The sequence below is a fragment of the Rhizobium sp. BR 362 genome, from assembly GCF_036528765.1.
In the GTDB taxonomy this organism is placed as follows: domain Bacteria; phylum Pseudomonadota; class Alphaproteobacteria; order Rhizobiales; family Rhizobiaceae; genus Rhizobium.
The window spans coordinates 327,697-346,167 of record NZ_JARWGH010000003.1 but is presented as its reverse complement, the minus strand read 5'-3'; the positions used below and the strand labels follow the sequence as shown (position 1 = coordinate 346,167).

The window sequence follows — 18,471 nt, the reverse complement described above, 5'->3', positions numbered from 1 at the left end:
AGCGGTTATGCTGCCTTTTTAACCGTGACTTCAACGGTGACATGCGACAGTTCGTGAATATCGGCCAGCCGTGTTTTGTAGAAGTCGGGATCGCGCGGCTCCGGCGTTACGACCGCCACGATCGCCGCATGATGGCCGGGGCCGACCTGCCAGACATGCAGATCGGTGATGCGGTCGGCATCCTTCTCGATAACCCCGCGGATCTCGTCCGGCAGGTCCTCACCCGGCGGAATGAAGTCGAGCAGGATTGCGCCCGAGGCACGCAGAAGGCTCCAGGACCATTGGAGGATCACCAGACCGCCGACGATACCCATCAGCGGGTCGAGAAAAGTCCAGCCGAAACGGCTGCCGAGCAGGAGGGCGACAATGGCCAGAACCGAGGTCATGGCGTCGGCGATGACATGGACATAGGCGGAACGCAGATTGTTGTCCTTGCCGCCATGATCATGGTCGTGCGCATGGTGATGATCATTTCCATGGGCATGGGAATGGCCATGATGGTGATGATCGTCCCGCAGCAGCCAGGCGCTGACGAGATTGACAAGGAGGCCGACAGCGGCAATGGCGATCGCCTCGCGGAAATTGATGGCCACCGGATTTTGCAAGCGCAGCAGGCTTTCCCAAGCCATTAGCAACGCGATCATGGCGAGAATGATAGCGCTGGCGAAGCCGGCGAGATCGCCAAGCTTGCCGGTGCCGAAGGTGAAGCGCGCGTTGTGGGCATGGCGACGGGCGTAGAGATAGGCCAAGGCCGAAATCAGCATGGCGCTGGCATGCGTCGACATGTGCCAGCCATCGGCGACCAGCGCCATCGAGCCGTAGAGCGTGCCGGCTCCGATTTCGATCACCATCATCACCGTGGTCAGCGCGATGACCAGCCAGATGCGACGTTCGTTGCGGTGATGATCGGAGCCCAGGAATACGTGGCTATGCGTCAACGCATCCGAAGAAGTACTCATAACATCAGTCTCCCGTTGGATATCTCAAAGCCTCTGATCAGCGCAGATAGGTCTTCAGCACATCGGATATTTCATCGACCGCCTGCCGGCGGGCCTGTTCGCTTTCGGCTTGAAGCACATGCTCCTGCAGATGATCTTCCAGTATCTCGCCGTTCAGCCCCATCAGGGCACCGCGGATGGAAGCGAGAAGCTGCAAGATTTCCCCACAAGGCCGCTCAGCCTCCAACGCTCTCTCCACCGCCTCCATCTGCCCTTTGAGGCGGCGGATGCGGGAAAGAAGCTTCGCTTGCTCACGGACGGTATGGGACATGTCGGCCTCACTGATAATATAGGGGGGTATACTATAATTACCGCCGAAAGAAAACCCGCGCCGGTGGGGAGCGGGTGCGGTCGACTGACGCATAGCCACGTCGGCTTACTGCCGGCCTGTGGGCCGCTGAGAGGGAAGGCATCGACTCACCCCATTGACAAATCCGCCATTCCAGATCATCTATGCGCCCATGATCACGCACGCGCTCCATAATCGCTCGTATTTTTGGCTGTACCTGTAAGGGGCGGCCGGACAGATCATATTGTCAACAAGCCGCCGTCAGGCGGCTTTGTTGTATCGGCAGCGTCCTGACGGCATATTCGAAAAAGGACGCAGAAACCCCATGCTGGACGATAGCGAAATCTCACTTCTCCGCCCGCCCGTCATCACCATCCGCAATGCGCACCCGCGCGATCTGCCGGAGTTGAACGACATGATCCGGCTGCTTGCAGCCCATCATGGCGATCCCTCGGCCACGACCCCGGAACAGCTCGAACGCGATCTCTTCGGCCCGGTGCCATGGATCACCGCGCTGGTGGCGGAAGGCGAAAACGGGCTGATCGGCTACGCCATTCTGGTGCCGCTCTATCGAGCACAGGAAGGTCAACGCGGCATGGACCTGCACCATCTCTTCGTGCGCGACGGCCATCGCGGCCATGGCATCGGCCAGCATCTCGTCGACCGGGCTCGCGACATCGCCCGCAAGGCCGGCTGCGGCTATCTCTCCGTCAGCGCCGCGACCGGCAATGTCCAGGCACATCGCTTCTATGAACAAATGGATTTCAAGCCGCGCCCGGTCACCGGCATGCGCTATCTGCAGGCGCTTGCATGAGAACGGCCCGCCGGGATTGCCGTTGACCTTCCTATCGTCAGCGATCGATGGCGATCCCGCGCCCGGCAAAAAACCGGTCGAATGTTTCCAGCGGCATTTCCACGTTCTCTCGAGTTGCAGCTTCGTGACCGGAAGGATTGTGAAAGCGGATCATGTCTGAGTTAGCCGCGGTCACCAGGACAAGATGTCCGCCCTTCGACGGCGGCGCGGTGTCCGGCCAGCGGATGGAGTGATGGACGGACGCGATGAAGAATTCGGATTGCCTTAGAATATCGCCGAGATCCGCGACGGAAATCGCCGTGACGACCCTGGCGTTCAGGCCGAAGCGATCTTTGACGAAGGGAACGAAGGGCGCATAGATCAGCCCCTTGATCTTGCCGTCCGGCTCTTCGACATAGCCGCCATAATCCTTGCATGCCAACGCAAGATCCACGGTCGGCATGATTTTTCCCGTACGCGCGGCAAGAACCATCTTCAGGCAGGCCATGCCGCAGAGATTACCGGCCCAGCGGGCATAATCCTTAACATCACACGCTCCCGAACCTGCCCAAAGCGGGTCCTTCAGCAATGCCTCCTGCGCTCCTTCCGCCAGAACCGCCAGCGTCAGATCGGGCGTCTCCCATTGGCTGAAATAAGGAATTCCACGCTCTGCCATTCCGTCCATGATCGCCCGCTCCCCGTGCCTGCAACCGAAATTGGTTGCGCTGTAAAGTTCAACTGAAATGCGCTAGAAAAAAGGCCGGTCATACTGGATCTCAGACGGGGATGCGCCTTGGAACAGCGGTTCACTTTTGACGGGGTGGCGGGCCTCTATGGTGATGCTCGTCCGACCTATCCCGAGTCCGTTTTCGATGACATCGCCGCGTTTTCCGGTTTGGGCAGCAAGGATGCGATCCTTGAGATTGGCTGCGGCACGGGACAAGCAACACAAGACTTTGCGCATCGCGGCTTTTCCATCCTTGCGCTTGAACCCGGCAAGGAACTGATCGGTATCGCGCGGAAGAAACTTGGCGGATTTCCCGATATACACTTCGCAGAAACCACCTTTGAAGCGTGGCCGGGTGAGCCTGAAACATTCAAACTCGTGATGGCGGCCCAGTCCTTTCACTGGGTTGCACCAGAGGTCCGGTTTGCCAAGACTGCTGAACAGCTCGCGCCAGGCGGCACGCTGGCCATCTTTGGAAATGTACCCATGCCGCCGGCATCGCCGCTCGCCGCAGAATTCGCCTGTCTCTATTCACGATACGCGCCATCGCTCTCCGGGCCGCCCGCGGAAGCATGGTATCTGCCGGACGGTCCTTTCGCGAAACTGCTCGGGGAATCCAAATATTTTGAACCGGCGACGCATCGTTCCTATCCCTGGAGCCGGACGCATAATGCCGCAAGCTATACCGATCTGTTGCGCACGCTATCAAGGTACCGACTTCTACCGGATGACCGGAGGGAAGCTCTGCTTGCAGCAATCGCGGAGGTTATCGCGGCATACGGCGGAGTGTTGGAGCTTCGCTATGAAACGCACCTCTATATGGCAAAGCGACGGCGAGAGAGCCGGCCAGCCGCTTCTCACCGCGCCGGCACCGCCTTCAGGTAGGCCGCGATCGCCTCGCGGTCCGAGACTGGCAGGCGGGCGATGTTCTGCTGGACTTCCGTCATGGAGCCGCCGACACTATCGAAATCCGGAGTAAAGCCGGTCTCCAGGTAATTGGCGATATCGCCGGCGCTCCAGCTAGCCATTGACTTCGAGCCGGGGGTGATGTCGGGGATGCGGCCCTTGCCCTCGGGGTTCGGGGCGCCGGCCAGCCACTGGTCACGCACGAAACCGCCGAGCCCGTCGCGCGGGGTATGGCACTCGCCGCAATGGCCGGGGCCCTCCACCAGATATTGGCCCCGCTTGATCTTATCGTCGGCATTGGCAATGACAACACGCGGCTGATCGTTGACATAGAGGAACTTCCAGCCGCCGAGCGCCAGCCTGATATCGAAGGGGAACGGCAGTTCGTGTGGTGGCGCGACGTTGCTACTCTTCGGCAAAGTCTTCAGGAAACCCCAGAGGTCGTTGATGTCCTTGTCCCTCATGCGGGTATAGGAGCCGTATGGGAACGCCGGATAAAGATGCTCGCCGTTTTTGCCGACGCCGCGCTTCATGGCATTGCCGAACTCGGCAAGCGTCCAACCGCCAAGGCCGGCCTTTTCATCCGGCGAGATATTGGGGACATGGAAAATGCCGAAGGGACTATTCAGCGCCAGGCCACCCGACAGGACCAATTTCGCGTCGCCTTGTGCGCCCGGTGCAGCATGGCAGCTCGTGCAGCCACCAGCCCAGAACACCTGTTCGCCGTTCTTGATATCGGGCTCGCCCAAATTCGCCCAATGGCTCGCTGGCAACGGGGATGGCGCTGTGACGACATAGAAGGTGACAAAACCGATTATGACGAGGCCGATAAGACAGAGCAGCCACCGGACAAATCGCGCAACCATGCCTTGCACCCCCCGTATTCAACGTGCATCGAGAAATACCAAAATCCGCACCGGCGACAAAGCCGATGCGGATGCTGATTTTCGGACAATGCCGGCCTGCCGCTTAGTCCTTCTTGATGCGGTAGGCCTGATGACAGGCGCCGCAATTCCCGCCCAGAGTCTTCAGCGTGGCGCCGACACTTGCCTTATCGGCCGGGAGTTGCGCCAGCGCGACCTCAGCGTCGCTGGAAAGCTTGTTGGCTTTGGCCTTGAAGTCATCGAAGTTATCCCAGACCTTCGGATTGACCTCAGCATCGGCCTTCTCGCTGTTCGGGCCAAAGTGGTCCGGGAAAGCCTTGGCATTCTCGGCGATCGTGGTCAGCGCTGCCTTGACGACGTCGGCGTCGTAGGGTTTGTCGCCCTTGGCGATGGCGCCGAGAGCGCCGGCGGCACCGCCGACCTTCTTCATCACGGCGATGCGAGAATCATGCGTGCCATCGGCCGCAACGACGGAACCAAAGGCAACGCCGGCTAAAACCGTCGCAGCCACAATCGCTTTCCATTTCATATATCTCTCCTACGTGATCAGGACCGCGAATGCGGCCGGCGCGTTGTCACGGCCCATATGTTTGCCGGTTTCCGCGCCGGCAATGAAGTCACAAAATGGTGAGAGCTGAGCAAAATCAGCGTCATATTTGAGACATGTACCGGATTTCGCGCCGGAAATCACGCCGTCCTCCAACCCTCCCAGACAGTGAAGATCGAAACCGCGAACAGCAGCAGACCGGCAGCACGGCCGGCAAAAGCGGTCGCGCCGGGATTGGCGACGAGCAGATCGCGGCTGCGGCCGGCGGTGACCGCGAGCCCGCCATAGACGGCAAATTGCGTGGCAACGGTCATCAGCCCCATGATGGTGGCTTGTATCCAGATCGGGCCGTAATCCGGCTTCAGAAACTGCGGATAGACGGCAAACATGAAAAGGTAAGCCTTCGGATTCATCAGGCAGGTAACCGCGCCCTGGCGAAAGGCCCGCCAGGCGGAACGGCTGCCGGCTGGTCCATCGTGGCCGACGGTGATCGAGCTGCGCATCAGCGTGATGCCGATGAAGGCCATGTAGGCGGCGCCGGCAACGAGCAGCGGATTGAAGAGGATCGGCACGAAGTGCATCAGCAGACCGATGCCAAGCGCGCCGTTCAGCGAATGCACTGCGCCACCGAGCATGATGCCGCCAGTGGCGGCCAATCCCCTATTGCGGCCGCCGGTCAGCGCATTGGCGAGCACGAAGAGCATATCCATGCCTGGAACGATGATGATGCCGAAGAGGAGGAGAAAGAAGAGCCAGAGATTTTCGCTGTAGTCCATGTCAGTTGCCCATCGTCGTCTGCGAGCGAGCCGCAGAGGAATTTGTTGATTTTCAATTCGATAGGCAGTTTAATAGATCAATCCAACTGACAGGGTGTTGTCAGGAGCCTTCAAATGACGAGGGTGAAATGCGCAAGGCGTCGCGCCTGTTCGAGATCATCCAGATCCTGCGGCTGGCGAAAACGCCGGTGACGGCGGCTGTCATTGCCGAGCGGCTGGAAGTGACGGTACGCTCCGTCTATCGCGACATCGTGGCGCTGCAGGCGATGCGCGTGCCGATCGAAGGCGGGCGCGGCATCGGCTATATCCTGCGCCCCGGTTTCGATCTGCCGCCGCTGATGTTTTCAATCGAGGAAATGGAGGCGATCGTGCTGTCGCTGGCGCTGCTGGAGCGTAACGGAGACAATGAGCTGAAACTCGCGGCCAAGCGCGTCAGTGCCAAGATCGCTGGCGCAGTGCCGCCGCCGCTTCGCCAGACGCTCGATGCCAATGCATTGCACGCCTGGGGATTTGCCGCGCCTTCCGCCGCTGCCATCGACCTCGCTTTGCTGCGCCGGGCCATCCGCGACGAGGAGAAACTGGATCTCTCCTACCGCGACGAACTGGGCCGCGCCACCGAGCGCATCATTCGTCCCATCGCCCTCATCTATTATTCGGAAACCGCCAATATCGTCGCCTGGTGCGAGCTGCGCCAGGCCATCCGCAATTTCCGCAGCGACCGCATCGAAGGCTGCGAGGCGACGGGATTGTGGTTCAAGGGCGAAGGCGATGGGTTGAGACGGATCTGGGTGAATGGATGGCAAATGAACACCCCAGCCGCAACCGGCTGAGGTGTTGCAAGACATGGGGGATACGATCAGGCGCTAGAGAGCCATGCCACCCGAGGCTTCGATACGCTGGCCATTGACCCAGCGATTGTCCTCCGACAGCAGCGAGGCGATCATCGGGCCGATATCGTCGGGCAAGCCGGCGCGGCCGAGCGCCGTCATGGAAGCAACCATCCTGTTGACCTCGGGATTGTCGCGAACGATGCCGCCACTGAAATCTGTCTGGATCGCGCCCGGCGCCACCGTATTGACGGCGATGCCGCGAGGGCCGAGCTCCTTGGCGAGATAGCGCGTCAGAACGTCCACCGCACCCTTCATGACAGCATAGGCCGACGAGCCGGGATTGCTGAAACGGGCAAGGCCGGAGGAAATGTTGATGATACGGCCGCCGTCTTGAATGAAAGGCAACAGCTTCTGCGTCAGGAAGTACACGCCCTTGAGATGGACGTTATAGAGCTTGTCGAACTCGACTTCCGTCGTTTCCGCGAAGGACGCATGATAGGACGTGCCGGCATTGTTGACGAGAAAATCGAAACGATCGCGACCCCATTCCTGTCGCAGCGCTTGACCGACTTCCGCAGCGAAAGCGTCGAAGGAAGCAACGTCGCCGGCATCGAGTTGCAGCGCTACGGCCTTCTGCCCGAGAGCCTCAATCTCGGCAACTGCGCTTTCCGCTTCTGCCCGATTTGCATTATAGGTCACGATGACGTCGACGCCGCGACGGGCGAGATGAACCGCGGTATTCCGGCCGAGACCGCGGCTGCCGCCGGTGATGATTGCAAGCTTTGTCTTTGATCTATCGAGATTTTCGCTTGTCACTTCCGTTCTCCAAGAAATGATTGATGACGGGAAGTTACGCCCGCCGGGCCATCTCCTTGAATGCCGGAACTCTCGAATTTCTTGCCTATTCCTCCAACTGCCTTGTTGGCCGTTATCCCTCTGCTATGATGGTGGGATGGCACCCTGCCCTGGAGAACGCCGATGTCGTCAGCTCTCAAAGATGCGATTACGCAATTCATCGAAGCCAATGATAGCGGTAGCGACGGGGTGTTTTCGACCGGCATAGACGGCCTGCATATCATGCGCTCGATTGAGCCGAAGATGCCGCATGCGATGATCTATCGACCGGCGCTTTGCGTCATTCTCCAGGGCGCGAAACAGTTGATGCTCAACGACAGCGTGATTAACTATGCCGAGATGGAGGCCCTCATCATCAGCATCGAGCTGCCAGCCGCCGGCAGAGTCGTGCAGGCCAGTGTGGAGAAACCCTATATTGCCATCTCGCTCGAATTCGATGTCGGCATGATGCGCGAGATCATGGAGCAGCTCGACAGACCGCCGAAACCGACGGGCGGCGCCCGCCTTGGCATCTTTGTCGAGGATCTCAGCGAGCAGCTTGCCGACTGCCTCGTGCGACTGGCCCGCCTCCTCGCGACGCCCAGCGCCATTCCGGTGCTCTATCCGGCGATCATGCGGGAGATCTGCTTCTGGATGCTGACCGGTCCGAACGGCGGCGAGGTCTGCAAGCTGGTGTTGCCGGACGGCCAGACGCGCCGCATTGCGGATGCGATCCGCCTGCTGCGCGACAATTTCACCGAACCGGTGCGTATCGAACAGCTAGCCGCCGCGGCGCGCATGAGCCCTTCCTCCTTCCATCAGCATTTCAAGACGCTGACTTCGATGACGCCGCTGCAATATCAAAAGCAAATGCGGCTGCTGGAAGCCCGCCGCCTCATGGTCGCCGGCAGCTTGAACGTGGAGAATGCCGCCTATCGGGTCGGTTACGAAAGCGCTTCGCAGTTCAGCCGCGAATACACCCGGATGTTCGGTGCCCCGCCGAAGCGGGATGTGACGGAGATGCGGATAGCGGCGGAATAGGAGCAGGCATCGGTTTATGAGTCGTCAGAGCGCAACCGCGGTCACCAACAGAATAAAAGCCAGCAATCCCAAAACGGCACGTGCGGCATGTGACAATTCCCAGCGGTCGCGCAGCATGGTCCAGTCTGGTTTCACGACGGTCTCGATCCGATGGCCACCAACTGGATCGTGAGAGAAGAAACCGGCGCCCAACCCTTTCGCTCGACGTCCTTGAGCCAGAAATTGTTTACCGGTTGGGTCAGCAACCAAAAGATCGCATGCATAACGACCATGGCAGCGAAGGCGGCGGCAAACAGCCAGAACGCGACCGTGTTAAGTGGCGTCAGGAACAGGAGAAGGAGAAGCAAAAGAGCGCCGAGCGGCTCAGTGACACCACCGATCGCAAACCCAGGATAATAAATCCGCTGAACCGTCAGATAGTCTTCTTTCGACAGCCGCATTTTGCCCGGCAGTTCCAGCAAATGCGCCAGTGCCAATGCCATGGCGACCGCGACAACTAAGATGGTCAGAATTTGCAATGTCGGAAACATCGGCTTTGCCTCACAGCAGCCTCGGTTCCTAAACTTTCATCGGTGCGGATCGTTCCCTGTAGGTATCAGAAGATGCGGGATGTCCGCTCACGCATCCTGCAGTATGAGCACCCTGCTCTCCTCACGCCCGAATCCTTCGATTTCCAGCCGATCCTCATAAGCCGAGACGATCGCGTAGGCATTGCTATCTTCGGTATCGACCATGCCCTTGAAATTGATGAAATGGGTACCGCCGACCACGCCGAAATTGCCAGCATGATTATGGCCGCTGAAATAGGCGACCACATGATCCTGTTCGGCGAGCAGCATCAGCATGCTTTCGCTGTCGAACGCGTTATGGGAATTCTCCGGGAAGATCGGATAGTGGTTCATGACGATCACCTTCTCGCCGGCGGCTTTCGCCTCCTGCAGTTTGGCGACGAGCCAGGCATATTGCGTATCGCTGATAGCGGCATTCCAACGGTGAGGGTTCATCGCACCGGCCTGATACAACGCCTTCATCAGCAGCTTAGCCTCCGCCCGGCGCGGATCACCCTCCGGCGGCGCAAAGAGGCTGATCTCATTGCCGTCGAGCGCGATGAAACGATAGCCGGCATGGACGAAGTCGTAATAGGCCGACGGCATGCCGACTCGGCTTGCGACTTCCGTCAAATGCTCCGCGGCGACGGCAAAATCATGATTGCCGAGCAGAAAGTGGCTTGCGTGCCGAAAGCCCTCGTAGACCGGCAAAACCGCATCGAAACTCTCCCAATCGCCATCGATGTTATCGCCGAGCGTGACGATGAAGGCGAGGTCGTGCCGGTTGAACTCCGCAATCGCTTCTTCCAGCTTGGCGAGGCTCTTGGCCGGGTAGCGATCAAGCGCAAGGTTGGGTTCCAAGGCGGCATATTGCGGATCGGCGATGACGCCGAAACGAAAGAGCGGAGCGGATAGAGACGGCATGCGGCCTCGCGGGGAAAGTGGCTGATGGCTGAGATGTTGCCGGATACGAAAACACCCGACGCTATGGCAGCGCCGGGTGTGAAAGCAAGCCAAAGCGGCAAGCTTATTTCGTGGCGGCTTCGTAGCGCTCCAGGACATAATCCCAGTTGATCAGGCTGTCGATGAAGGCCTCGAGGTACTTCGGACGCAGATTGCGGTAGTCGATGTAGTAGGAATGTTCCCATACGTCGACGCCGAGGATCGGCGTAGCGCCGTGAACGAGCGGGTTTTCGCCGTTCGGGGTCTTGGAAATTTCGAGCTTGCCGTTCTTTACGGAAACCCAAGCCCAGCCAGAGCCGAACTGGGTGGCGCCGGCGGCGGCGAAATCGGCCTTGAACTTATCGTAGCCGCCGAGATCGGACGTGAAGGCTGCTTCCAGCTTGCCCGGCAGCTTGCTGCCGCCGCCGCCCTTTTTCATCCACTTCCAGAAATGGATGTGGTTGTAGTGCTGGGCCGCATTGTTGAAGAGACCGGCATTGGTGCCGAAAGACTTCTTCACGACCTCTTCGAGGGGAAGATCGGCGAGACCCGCTTCGGCCGCCAGCTTGTTGCCATTGTCGACATAGGCCTTGTGGTGCTTGTCATGGTGAAACTCGAGGGTTTCACGCGACATGAAGGGGGAAAGCGCTTCGTAATCATAGGGAAGTTCAGGCAATTCGAAAGCCATGGTCTTATCTCCTCTTGGCAAAAAATTGCGTCGGCAGGTGATCGGGAACATAGGAGGGGACGATGTGAAGGGCAACCGGCGGCGTGCCAAAAAATAGCGGACTGAAGGAAAATTTACCCGTCTTTCCAACATATGTCGCCTGCATCCTCCGCGGGTATTTTTGCTGCTCCTAACGCATGGGATAAGGGCCGGTCTGCCGTGCGACGCGCGTCGACAACTGGATCCTCGGAGGCTATGTTCAGCGGATCGTCGCCCCGTCAGGCGGCTTCAATGAGGCCGCCTCCCGTGAAAATAGCCTGCCTGCACACTGCCGAAAGCAACATCGCCGTCTATGAAGACGCCGCAAGAAAGCTCGGCCTTCCGGCCGGTGCTCTTCATCACCATGTCCGCGCCGATCTTCTCTTTGCCGCCGAGCAGGCCGGCGTACTGACACCGGACATCAAGGCGGAAACGGTTTCGGTCCTGCAGCACCTTGCACTGGACGCCGATGTTGTCGTGCTCAACTGCTCGACTCTTGGCCCTGCGGCACTGCTAGCGGCAGACACATCCGAGGTCCCGATCGTCAGGGCCGACGGCATGCTTGCGGAAAATGCCGTGAAAGCCGGGGCCAAAGTCGTCGTACTCTGCACGACCGAGACGACCATCGCCCCAACCACCCGGCTATTCGAAGAGGCAGCCAAGACCACCGGCGCCGACATTGATGTCCGCCTGATCGACGGGGCATGGGCCCTATTCCGGGCCGGGGAACAGAACGCTTATTTGGCGCGGATTGCCGAGGCAGCCAAGGCAGCCTATCGCCAAGGGGCAAAGACAGTGGTCTTCGCGCAGGCATCGATGACCGAGGCGGCGACACTTTTAGGCGAAGAATACGCACAGCCCATGAGCGGTCCGGCGTTAGCTTTGAAAGCGGCAATGACGGCGGTTGCCGCAAGCTGAACCAAAGCCGCGCCCGGACTTGCAGCTTCAAGACAGGATTGAAGCCGGAGATTCAGTCATTGACAGCCTACCAACTAGTAGGTTAAGAATTCGGCCGTCTAAGAGCGAGGAAGCTTGCAAGCATCCATCGCTCGCCCCAGAAGACTACCTACTAGTCGATAGATAAAGGAATTCTTATGCCCGCCCCTCTCTCTTTGCTCGGCCAAGTCCACACCCTCCTCAGTTTCGTCCCGATCGCTGCGGGGCTTTACAGCTTTGTCAGACATGGCGGCATCCGGCCCGAAATGCGGTCGGGACAGATCTATCTCGGTGGATTGGCACTGTCGGTGGTGACCTCCTTCGGCCTTTCCTCAACGGGCGGGTTCAATCCGGGACATGCGCTCGGCATCGTGGCTCTGCTGGTGGCGTCAGGCGCAATTTTAGTGGGGAGACTGAGCTTTCTCGGCCGGCTGCGGCCTTATCTGAAGACGTTCGGCCTCTCCTTCACCTATTTCCTGCTATGGGTTCCCGGCATCAACGAAACGCTTTCGCGGCTACCGCCGTCGCACCCGATCGGCAACGGCCCGGATTCGCCGCCTGTACAAATGGCTTTGCTCGTCTGGCTGATCCTGTTTGCCGCCGGCAGCCTCCTGCAGGCCTGGACGATCCATCGCGGCCATGCGCTATCCCGGGTGAGAGCGTAAGCCGAGTGAAGGGCCGGCTTCAGGCTGGCCCCATCTGCTATACATTACGTCCGAAATAAACATTCACCTCGGCGATCCTGTCGCCGGTAAAGCGGATCACCTCCACATTGCGAAAGCTGCTTCCGTCCATCTTCTCGGCGCGATAGCCGACGATCACCTCATCGCGATCCGGCACGAGATGTTCGATATGTATGGCGCGGAAGACCTTCTCCTTCGGCCAGCAATGCTTAAAATATTGGTCGCGGTCGATGCGATCGTCGCGCGGGCTCGAAAAGGTAAAATCGCTGGTCAGCATTGGGCGCACGACATCGGGATGTTGCGCGACATAGGCGGCATATAGCCGTCGCACCGTGTCGCAGCGGGCAGTATCAAGAGTGCTCATGGGGCATCTCCTCCTATCCGGCGGTCGCTTCGGACATCGATCTAGCCATCGGCAATCCGATTGCAAAATGCAATCAGTTTATATCACGATGTGACAGAACCGACAAGGCGCTTTGCGGGCTTGGCATGGCCGGTGGCGTGGTCCAGACTATCGGCATAATCGACATCAGTAGGAAGCGGTCGTAATGCCGGAGGCTCATCAAATATTGGAAAAGCTGCGCCGCCTAGCGGGGAAAGACAATCGGCCGGCCGCAATGCCGGCTGACGAGAAAAACTATTCCACGCTCTTTACCTTCGTGACCCGCCAACGTGAGCGCATTGCCGGCTCGGCCTTTTCTGAGCTTTCGATCGTCGTTCTCGTCGAAGGCTGCAAGGACGTGCTGAGCATGGGGCGGCATCTGCGCTTTCCGGCCAGTACGGTGCTGGTGCTGCCGGCCGGCTGGCGGGGCGATGTCGTCAACGATCCCGATCCGCAGAGCGGCGTCTATCGCGCCATCTTCATCAGTTTTCCGGACGAGCTCGTGCGTCGCGCTGCCAGAAGCTTTCCGCCCGGGCGCGTCACGTCGCAGATCGATTTGCCGCTCGATCCGGTGCTTGCCGCGGCCATCCACCATGCCGGCGAAGGCATCGCTTCCGGCGAATTGCCGGCTGCCCTGATCGAGCACCGACTAATGGAGGTGCTGATGGTGCTCGGCATGCGCGGCGCCCTGCCCGCTTCGCCGGAAACGACGGCCGAGGCCGTGCGTGCGCTGGTGCGTTGGCAGCCGGATCGCGCTTGGACCGCCGATCTCATCGCCGCCGAGCTCGGCACCAGTAACGCGACACTCCGGCGGCGCTTGTCGCAGGAAGGTTCGTCGCTGCGTGACGTGATGGCAAGCGAACGCGTGGCGCTCGCGACCACACTGCTCATCGAAGATGGATTGTCGTTGCGCGAGGCAGCCCTTGCCACCGGCTATCGCTCTCCCCGCCGCTTCGCCGAACGGCTGCGCAACAGTTGAGCGTTTTCGGACGAAGTTTGAGCGTTTTCGTACCCGGAGCACCAAGACGATCTGCTAGACCCTGCCCAATAAAAGCTCGAACGAGCTAAAACGCGAAAGGGCATACTTCGCGTTTGGTCACCAGGAATTATTTTATACGTTGAATGCAAAGGCCAAGAAATGACTGCTGAGACAAGATGGGACGTGGCCGCGCCGGCCGAGCCGGAAACCGCTTATTGGATGCGGAATCTGATCATCTGCCTCATCGGCTCCTTCACCACCATCGTGGCGATGACGCTGCTGCTGCCTTTCCTTCCGCTCTATGTCGAGGAGCTTGGCGTCACCGACAAGGCGGCAATCGTTCAATGGTCCGGCATTGCTTACGGTGCTACCTTCTTTGCCGCCGCCTTCGTCGCCCCCCTCTGGGGCCGGCTCGGCGACATCTATGGCCGCAAGCTGATGCTGGTGCGCGCAAGCCTCGGCATGACGGTGGCAATCTCTCTGATGGGAATGGCGGGCAGCGTCGGGCAATTGGTGGCACTGCGCCTGTTCACGGGGCTTGCCGGCGGTTATGCCTCGGGCTCGATGGTGCTGGTGGCGACGCAGACGCCAAAACATCGCTCGGCCTGGGCGCTCGGCGTATTGTCCTCCGGGATCATGGCCGGCAATCTGGTCGGACCGCTGATCGGCGGCGCGCTGCCGCCCGTCATCGGCATTCGCGGCACCTTCTTGCTCGCCGGCGGCGTGATCTTCTTCACTTTCCTCGCAACCACTTTCCTGATCAAGGAAGAGAAATCGCCGGCGCGAAAGAAGGCTGCGAAAGAAGGTGGCGGCTGGGCTTCCATACCCGATAAACGGCCCGCAATTGCCATGCTGTTGATCGGCCTGCTGCTGATGCTCGCCAATATGTCGATCGAGCCGATCATTACCGTCTATGTCGCGCAGTTCGTCGACGGCACACATGTGACGATGATTTCGGGCGTGGTCATGGCTGCGGCGGCGCTTGGCAGCATCCTGTCGGCCTCATGGCTCGGCAAGCTCGCCGATCGCATCGGCCATTGGTCGGTGATCACGGCGGCGCTCGCGGTTGCGGCGCTGCTGTTGATCCCGCAGGCTTTCGTAACCTCGGCCTGGCAACTGATTGCGCTGCGCTTCCTGATGGGTATCGCGCTTGGCGGGCTTTTGCCCTGCATCACCGCCGTCATTCGCCTCAACGTACCGGACGCAGCGGCCGGGAGCATCCTCGGTCTTTCGATTTCCTCACAATATGTCGGTCAGGTCGCCGGCCCCGTCTTGGGCGGCTTCGTCGGCGGGCACATCGGCATGCGGGCCGTGTTCCTCGGAACCTGCGTGCTGCTGGCGATCGGCGCGATCTGTTGCTGGTGGGTCAGCCCGAAGAAAAAGACGGCGGCCCCTTAGGGCCGGCGACTTCAACTGCGTCCGAAATTACCAGGTGAATCCGAACAGCATCGAATAGATGACGAAGCCTGTCGCCGCGATAACGCAAAGCTGCAAAAACAGCCTGTAATAATCGAAGAGATAGACGGAAGGGGGAAGGGAAATTTTCATGTCGGCCTCCTCAATAGCTTTGCCGGCCGACGTCATTTTACCACAAACCTTACCTTCGCATCGCCTAATTTAACTACTTTCGGGCGCAGATGAAATCGACATCGGACCGCGCGCGCTTGATGCCCGACCGCTCCTCACTCCTCGCTGGCAGTCCGCCCGTAAGCCCAGTCCATGTAAAGTTCCAGCGCCTTGCGGGCGACCGGACCCTGCTGAAATTCGCGGTCGTCGAGGCGGTTGACCGAAACGACTTTCGAGTAGTTTCCGGTGGTGAAGATCTCGTCGGCGGCCATGAATTGCTCGACGGACAGCGTTTCCTCGCGCACGTCAAATCCCTCCCGGCGCAACAGACCCATGACGCGGGCGCGGGTAATGCCGGCAAGGAACGTCCGGTTGGCGACCGGCGTGTAGATGATGCCGTCCTTCACCATGAAAACGTTCGAGGAGGCAGTCTCGACGACATTGCCGTTCATGTCGCGCACCAGCGCGTTATCAAAACCGCGCTTCTTCGCTTCCACGATCATGCGGCCGCTGTTCGGATAAAGCGAGCCGGCTTTGGCGTCGGTCATCGCCGTTTCCGGCGACGGGCGGCGGAAGGGCGAGACCGTCAACGTTACGCCGCCATGGCCGCCCAACGCCGCCTCGAACAGGCAGAGCGCGAAACGGGTTGATTCCGCATCGACGGCGACGACGCTGCCCGGCGAGCCGTGTTCGCCCCAGTACATCGGCTTGATATAGATCGGTGTCTTGCCATCGAATTTCTTCACGCCCTCCCAGGCGAGCGCTTCGATTTCCTCGGCCGTCTTGAGCGGCTTCAGGCCCATGGCGAGCGCGGAGCGGTTGACGCGCTGACAATGAAGGTCGAGATCGGGCGCGATGCCGTCGAACCAGCGCGCACCGTCGAACACGGTCGAGCCCAGCCACATGGCATGCGAGGTCGGGCCGATCAGCGGCGGATTGCCGGTGAGCCATTCTCCATCGACATAGGTCCAGGTTGTGGTGCGGGGGGATGTATCGACAGCCATGATCTTTCCTCCTGAAAGCGGCAAGCAGCAAATCCCTGCACAACCTGGGGGTCAAGGGGAAAGTGCGGCACGAAATCCATTCGCAACAAAGCGCCGGAAGCCGCATTTCCAGCGCAACTTTCATGCGCCGAAACAACAGCTTGACGAATGGATGAATCAGGAAAAATGATGGGCCACCTCAAACGCGGCAGGATGCGCGAGATTCCAATGAAAGCTATGTACTATGAGGCCTTCGAGGCCACGCCCGAGATTCGGACCGTTCCCGACCCGACGCCAAACGAGGACGGTGTCGTCATCGCCGTCGGCGCCACAGGGCTTTGCCGCAGCGATTGGCATGGCTGGATGGGCCATGACCCGGACATCAAGCTGCCGCATGTGCCCGGCCATGAACTTGCCGGCAAAGTGGTGGCAGCGGGCCGGGGCGTCGTCCGTTTCAAGCTCGGCGACCGCGTCACCGTACCCTTCGTGTCCGGCTGCGGCCATTGCGCGGAATGCCATTCTGGCAATCAGCAGGTCTGCCCGAACCAGTTCCAGCCCGGCTTCACCCATTGGGGATCCTTCGCCGAATATGTGGCGATCGATTATGCGGACACCAATCTGGTGCACCTGCCGGAGACGATCGACGATGCGACGGCGGCGAGCCTCGGCTGCCGTTTCGCCACCTCGTTTCGTGCCGTCGCCGACCAGGCCAGGACCCGCCCGGGTGAATGGATCGCCGTGCATGGCTGCGGCGGCGTCGGCCTGTCCGCCATCATGATCGCGAGCGCGCTCGGAGCGAATGCCATTGCCATCGATATTTCCGACGAGAAGCTGGCTTTCGCGCGGGAATGCGGTGCGGTGGCGGCAATCAACGCGGCTAGCGTTGCCGACGTCGCCGAAGCGGTACGCGAGATCACCAAGGGCGGCGCGCATGTTTCGATCGATGCGCTCGGCCATCCCGTCACCTGTTTCAATTCGATCAAGAATCTCCGCCGTCGCGGCCGGCATGTGCAGGTCGGCCTGATGCTTGGCGAATATGCCGCGCCGCAGATTCCGATGGCGCAGGTGATCGGGAATGAGCTGGAGATTTACGGCAGCCACGGCATGCAGGCCTGGCGGTACGACGCCATGCTGGACATGCTCGCCGCCGGCAAAATCGCCCCGCAAAAACTGATCGGCCGCAAAATCAGCCTGGAAGAGGCCGTGCCAGCACTGATGGCGCTGGACAAGGCGGAGGGCACCGGAATCAGCGTCATCACGCAATTTTAGGCATCCCGCCCACCCGAATGTGTAATCTGATGAAGAGGATAGCATCATGGCATGGTCTGCCGGCCAATACGTCAAATTCGAGGACGAGCGCACGCGCCCGGCGCACGACTTGCTGGCGCAGGTACCGTTGCAGCGCATAGATCGCGCTATCGATCTTGGCTGCGGGCCTGGCAATTCGACGGAGCTTATCGTGGAGCGCTACGGTGGGGCCGGCGTCTCCGGCCTCGACAGCGACGAGAACATGCTGGAGGCGGCTCGCAAGCGCATGCCCGGCACGACCTTCGTCAAGGCCGATCTTGCCACCTGGCAACCGGAAGAACCTGTCGATCTGCTTTTCGCCAACGCCGTTTTCCAATGGTTGCCTGATCATCTCGACATTTTCGAGCGCCTGATGGACGGACTAAGGTCAGGCGGAGTGCTCGCCATCCAGATGCCCGACAATCTGACCGAACTCAGCCATCTGATGATGGAGGAGACGGCGAAAAACGGCCCTTGGAGCGACGCTTTCGCGAAGAAAAGCGTGCGCCGCAATCCCCTTCCCTCGCCCGCGGCCTACTATAACCGGCTGATCGGCAAGTCCGCGCGCGTCGACCTCTGGCACACGAACTACAATCACCCATTGGAAAATGCTGCTGCGATCGTCGAATGGGTCAAGGGCACGGGCTTGCGTCCCTATCTCGATCATGCCGGCGACGAACACCGGGATGCCTTCACCGCCGACTATCTCGCGCGCATTGAAAAGGCCTATCCGCCATTGGTGGACGGCAAGGTCCTGCTGCGATTTCCGCGGCTGTTCATGATCGCTGTGAAGAATTAGGGCTCCCTATAGCATCTGTGCCGTGTTGACTCCCA

24 protein-coding genes are annotated in these 18,471 nt (G+C 60.0%); 11 read left to right on the top strand and 13 right to left on the bottom strand.

The features are described from left to right. Positions 1 to 5 precede the first annotated feature (5 nt). Positions 6 to 959, bottom strand: coding sequence for a CDF family Co(II)/Ni(II) efflux transporter DmeF (dmeF, locus tag QDY28_RS06150; protein ID WP_331380796.1), 954 nt, complete (start codon positions 957 to 959; stop codon positions 6 to 8). 37 nt (positions 960 to 996) lie between these two features. Continuing rightward, entirely contained in the window at positions 997 to 1,269 is a 273-nt protein-coding gene (gene dmeR, locus QDY28_RS06145; protein WP_331380795.1) for a Ni(II)/Co(II)-sensing transcriptional repressor DmeR, read from the bottom strand. Positions 1,270 to 1,531: 262 nt separating this feature from the next. On the opposite strand from dmeR, the gene QDY28_RS06140 reads away from it, so the two are divergent. Continuing rightward, positions 1,532 to 2,101, top strand: a complete 570-nt coding sequence (locus QDY28_RS06140; protein WP_442967488.1) for a GNAT family N-acetyltransferase — start codon at positions 1,532 to 1,534, stop codon at positions 2,099 to 2,101. A gap of 37 nt (positions 2,102 to 2,138) precedes the next feature. Here the strand turns inward: QDY28_RS06140 and QDY28_RS06135 are convergent, their stop codons facing one another. Then, complete coding sequence (locus QDY28_RS06135; RefSeq protein ID WP_331380877.1) at positions 2,139 to 2,756, bottom strand: C39 family peptidase; 618 nt, start codon at positions 2,754 to 2,756, stop codon at positions 2,139 to 2,141. A 117-nt stretch (positions 2,757 to 2,873) separates the two neighbouring features. Here QDY28_RS06135 and QDY28_RS06130 point away from each other — a divergent pair, with 117 nt between their 5' ends. Beyond that, on the top strand, positions 2,874 to 3,692 hold the full coding sequence (locus tag QDY28_RS06130) for a class I SAM-dependent methyltransferase (RefSeq protein WP_331380793.1): 819 nt from the start codon (positions 2,874 to 2,876) through the stop codon (positions 3,690 to 3,692). Here the strand turns inward: QDY28_RS06130 and QDY28_RS06125 are convergent. From QDY28_RS06125 to QDY28_RS06115, 3 genes are all read right to left on the bottom strand, one after another. Continuing rightward, complete coding sequence (locus QDY28_RS06125) at positions 3,665 to 4,579, bottom strand: c-type cytochrome (RefSeq protein WP_331380792.1); 915 nt, start codon at positions 4,577 to 4,579, stop codon at positions 3,665 to 3,667. The genes QDY28_RS06130 and QDY28_RS06125 overlap by 28 nt on opposite strands. A 103-nt stretch (positions 4,580 to 4,682) precedes the next feature. Further along, a complete protein-coding gene (locus QDY28_RS06120; protein ID WP_331380791.1) occupies positions 4,683 to 5,126 on the bottom strand; it encodes a c-type cytochrome in 444 nt (147 codons plus the stop codon). Between the two features lie 158 nt (positions 5,127 to 5,284). Continuing rightward, positions 5,285 to 5,920 (bottom strand): LysE family translocator, encoded by a 636-nt coding sequence (locus QDY28_RS06115; protein WP_331380790.1) that lies wholly within the window; start codon positions 5,918 to 5,920, stop codon positions 5,285 to 5,287. A gap of 128 nt (positions 5,921 to 6,048) precedes the next feature. On the opposite strand from QDY28_RS06115, the gene QDY28_RS06110 reads away from it, so the two are divergent. After that, positions 6,049 to 6,750: a helix-turn-helix transcriptional regulator gene (locus QDY28_RS06110; protein ID WP_331380789.1), complete on the top strand. Its 702-nt coding sequence runs from the start codon at positions 6,049 to 6,051 to the stop codon at positions 6,748 to 6,750. 33 nt (positions 6,751 to 6,783) lie between these two features. Here QDY28_RS06110 and QDY28_RS06105 read toward each other — a convergent pair whose 3' ends face one another. Beyond that, positions 6,784 to 7,566, bottom strand: a complete 783-nt coding sequence (locus tag QDY28_RS06105) for an SDR family NAD(P)-dependent oxidoreductase (RefSeq protein ID WP_331380788.1) — start codon at positions 7,564 to 7,566, stop codon at positions 6,784 to 6,786. Between the two features lie 162 nt (positions 7,567 to 7,728). Here QDY28_RS06105 and QDY28_RS06100 point away from each other — a divergent pair, with 162 nt between their 5' ends. Beyond that, positions 7,729 to 8,625, top strand: coding sequence for an AraC family transcriptional regulator (locus QDY28_RS06100; RefSeq protein ID WP_331380787.1), 897 nt, complete (start codon positions 7,729 to 7,731; stop codon positions 8,623 to 8,625). Positions 8,626 to 8,756: 131 nt separating this feature from the next. On the opposite strand, the gene QDY28_RS06095 is transcribed toward QDY28_RS06100, so the two are convergent. The 3 genes from QDY28_RS06095 to QDY28_RS06085 form a co-directional block, all read right to left on the bottom strand. Next, entirely contained in the window at positions 8,757 to 9,155 is a 399-nt protein-coding gene (locus QDY28_RS06095) for a hypothetical protein (RefSeq protein ID WP_331380786.1), read from the bottom strand. An 87-nt stretch (positions 9,156 to 9,242) separates the two neighbouring features. Then, positions 9,243 to 10,097: a metallophosphoesterase gene (locus QDY28_RS06090; RefSeq protein ID WP_331380785.1), complete on the bottom strand. Its 855-nt coding sequence runs from the start codon at positions 10,095 to 10,097 to the stop codon at positions 9,243 to 9,245. Between the two features lie 103 nt (positions 10,098 to 10,200). After that, positions 10,201 to 10,803, bottom strand: a complete 603-nt coding sequence (locus tag QDY28_RS06085) for a superoxide dismutase (protein WP_331380784.1) — start codon at positions 10,801 to 10,803, stop codon at positions 10,201 to 10,203. Between the two features lie 270 nt (positions 10,804 to 11,073). Between QDY28_RS06085 and QDY28_RS06080 the strand changes: the two genes are divergently transcribed. Then, complete coding sequence (locus QDY28_RS06080) at positions 11,074 to 11,739, top strand: aspartate/glutamate racemase family protein (RefSeq protein ID WP_331380783.1); 666 nt, start codon at positions 11,074 to 11,076, stop codon at positions 11,737 to 11,739. A 176-nt stretch (positions 11,740 to 11,915) separates the two neighbouring features. Continuing rightward, complete coding sequence (locus QDY28_RS06075) at positions 11,916 to 12,422, top strand: hypothetical protein (protein ID WP_331380782.1); 507 nt, start codon at positions 11,916 to 11,918, stop codon at positions 12,420 to 12,422. A gap of 37 nt (positions 12,423 to 12,459) precedes the next feature. Here QDY28_RS06075 and QDY28_RS06070 read toward each other — a convergent pair whose 3' ends face one another. Next, positions 12,460 to 12,804, bottom strand: a complete 345-nt coding sequence (locus QDY28_RS06070) for a nuclear transport factor 2 family protein (protein ID WP_331380781.1) — start codon at positions 12,802 to 12,804, stop codon at positions 12,460 to 12,462. A 184-nt stretch (positions 12,805 to 12,988) separates the two neighbouring features. Here QDY28_RS06070 and QDY28_RS06065 point away from each other — a divergent pair, with 184 nt between their 5' ends. Both QDY28_RS06065 and QDY28_RS06060 read left to right on the top strand, forming a co-directional pair. Then, positions 12,989 to 13,801 (top strand): helix-turn-helix domain-containing protein, encoded by an 813-nt coding sequence (locus QDY28_RS06065; RefSeq protein WP_331380780.1) that lies wholly within the window; start codon positions 12,989 to 12,991, stop codon positions 13,799 to 13,801. Between the two features lie 159 nt (positions 13,802 to 13,960). Beyond that, a complete protein-coding gene (locus QDY28_RS06060) occupies positions 13,961 to 15,199 on the top strand; it encodes an MFS transporter (protein WP_331380778.1) in 1,239 nt (412 codons plus the stop codon). 27 nt (positions 15,200 to 15,226) lie between these two features. Here the strand turns inward: QDY28_RS06060 and QDY28_RS06055 are convergent, their stop codons facing one another. Then, complete coding sequence (locus QDY28_RS06055) at positions 15,227 to 15,349, bottom strand: hypothetical protein (protein WP_260303411.1); 123 nt, start codon at positions 15,347 to 15,349, stop codon at positions 15,227 to 15,229. A gap of 134 nt (positions 15,350 to 15,483) precedes the next feature. Next, positions 15,484 to 16,371: a branched-chain amino acid aminotransferase gene (locus QDY28_RS06050; protein ID WP_331380777.1), complete on the bottom strand. Its 888-nt coding sequence runs from the start codon at positions 16,369 to 16,371 to the stop codon at positions 15,484 to 15,486. Here QDY28_RS06050 and QDY28_RS06045 point away from each other — a divergent pair. Genes QDY28_RS06045 through tam form a run of 3 tightly spaced genes read left to right on the top strand, consistent with a single transcriptional unit; the run spans position 16,370 to position 18,436 of the window. Beyond that, positions 16,370 to 16,540 carry a hypothetical protein gene (locus QDY28_RS06045; RefSeq protein ID WP_331380776.1) on the top strand — a complete coding sequence of 57 codons (171 nt, stop codon included), beginning with the start codon at positions 16,370 to 16,372 and terminating at the stop codon, positions 16,538 to 16,540. The genes QDY28_RS06050 and QDY28_RS06045 overlap by 2 nt on opposite strands. 38 nt (positions 16,541 to 16,578) lie before the next feature. After that, positions 16,579 to 17,619 carry a zinc-dependent alcohol dehydrogenase family protein gene (locus QDY28_RS06040; protein WP_331380775.1) on the top strand — a complete coding sequence of 347 codons (1,041 nt, stop codon included), beginning with the start codon at positions 16,579 to 16,581 and terminating at the stop codon, positions 17,617 to 17,619. A 46-nt stretch (positions 17,620 to 17,665) separates the two neighbouring features. After that, the gene (tam, locus tag QDY28_RS06035) at positions 17,666 to 18,436 is read left to right on the top strand and encodes a trans-aconitate 2-methyltransferase (RefSeq protein WP_331380774.1); all 771 of its coding nucleotides are present in this window, start codon (positions 17,666 to 17,668) and stop codon (positions 18,434 to 18,436) included. Positions 18,437 to 18,471: the final 35 nt, after the last annotated feature.

Bases quoted from the DNA above. Each gene is read 5' to 3' on its own strand.
- QDY28_RS06070 (WP_331380781.1), bottom strand. From the start codon at position 12,804: ATGAGCACTCTTGATACTGCCCGCTGCGACACGGTGCGACGGCTATAT.
- QDY28_RS06135 (WP_331380877.1), bottom strand. From the start codon at position 2,756: ATGGCAGAGCGTGGAATTCCTTATTTCAGCCAATGGGAGACGCCCGAT.
- QDY28_RS06080 (WP_331380783.1), top strand. From the start codon at position 11,074: ATGAGGCCGCCTCCCGTGAAAATAGCCTGCCTGCACACTGCCGAAAGC.
- QDY28_RS06115 (WP_331380790.1), bottom strand. From the start codon at position 5,920: ATGGACTACAGCGAAAATCTCTGGCTCTTCTTTCTCCTCCTCTTCGGC.
- QDY28_RS06085 (WP_331380784.1), bottom strand. From the start codon at position 10,803: ATGGCTTTCGAATTGCCTGAACTTCCCTATGATTACGAAGCGCTTTCC.
- QDY28_RS06050 (WP_331380777.1), bottom strand. From the start codon at position 16,371: ATGGCTGTCGATACATCCCCCCGCACCACAACCTGGACCTATGTCGAT.
- tam (WP_331380774.1), top strand. From the start codon at position 17,666: ATGGCATGGTCTGCCGGCCAATACGTCAAATTCGAGGACGAGCGCACG.
- QDY28_RS06125 (WP_331380792.1), bottom strand. From the start codon at position 4,579: ATGGTTGCGCGATTTGTCCGGTGGCTGCTCTGTCTTATCGGCCTCGTC.
- QDY28_RS06065 (WP_331380780.1), top strand. From the start codon at position 12,989: ATGCCGGAGGCTCATCAAATATTGGAAAAGCTGCGCCGCCTAGCGGGG.
- QDY28_RS06095 (WP_331380786.1), bottom strand. From the start codon at position 9,155: ATGTTTCCGACATTGCAAATTCTGACCATCTTAGTTGTCGCGGTCGCC.
- QDY28_RS06075 (WP_331380782.1), top strand. From the start codon at position 11,916: ATGCCCGCCCCTCTCTCTTTGCTCGGCCAAGTCCACACCCTCCTCAGT.
- QDY28_RS06060 (WP_331380778.1), top strand. From the start codon at position 13,961: ATGACTGCTGAGACAAGATGGGACGTGGCCGCGCCGGCCGAGCCGGAA.
- dmeR (WP_331380795.1), bottom strand. From the start codon at position 1,269: ATGTCCCATACCGTCCGTGAGCAAGCGAAGCTTCTTTCCCGCATCCGC.
- dmeF (WP_331380796.1), bottom strand. From the start codon at position 959: ATGAGTACTTCTTCGGATGCGTTGACGCATAGCCACGTATTCCTGGGC.
- QDY28_RS06110 (WP_331380789.1), top strand. From the start codon at position 6,049: ATGCGCAAGGCGTCGCGCCTGTTCGAGATCATCCAGATCCTGCGGCTG.
- QDY28_RS06045 (WP_331380776.1), top strand. From the start codon at position 16,370: ATGATCTTTCCTCCTGAAAGCGGCAAGCAGCAAATCCCTGCACAACCT.
- QDY28_RS06090 (WP_331380785.1), bottom strand. From the start codon at position 10,097: ATGCCGTCTCTATCCGCTCCGCTCTTTCGTTTCGGCGTCATCGCCGAT.
- QDY28_RS06120 (WP_331380791.1), bottom strand. From the start codon at position 5,126: ATGAAATGGAAAGCGATTGTGGCTGCGACGGTTTTAGCCGGCGTTGCC.
- QDY28_RS06100 (WP_331380787.1), top strand. From the start codon at position 7,729: ATGTCGTCAGCTCTCAAAGATGCGATTACGCAATTCATCGAAGCCAAT.
- QDY28_RS06040 (WP_331380775.1), top strand. From the start codon at position 16,579: ATGAAAGCTATGTACTATGAGGCCTTCGAGGCCACGCCCGAGATTCGG.
- QDY28_RS06055 (WP_260303411.1), bottom strand. From the start codon at position 15,349: ATGAAAATTTCCCTTCCCCCTTCCGTCTATCTCTTCGATTATTACAGG.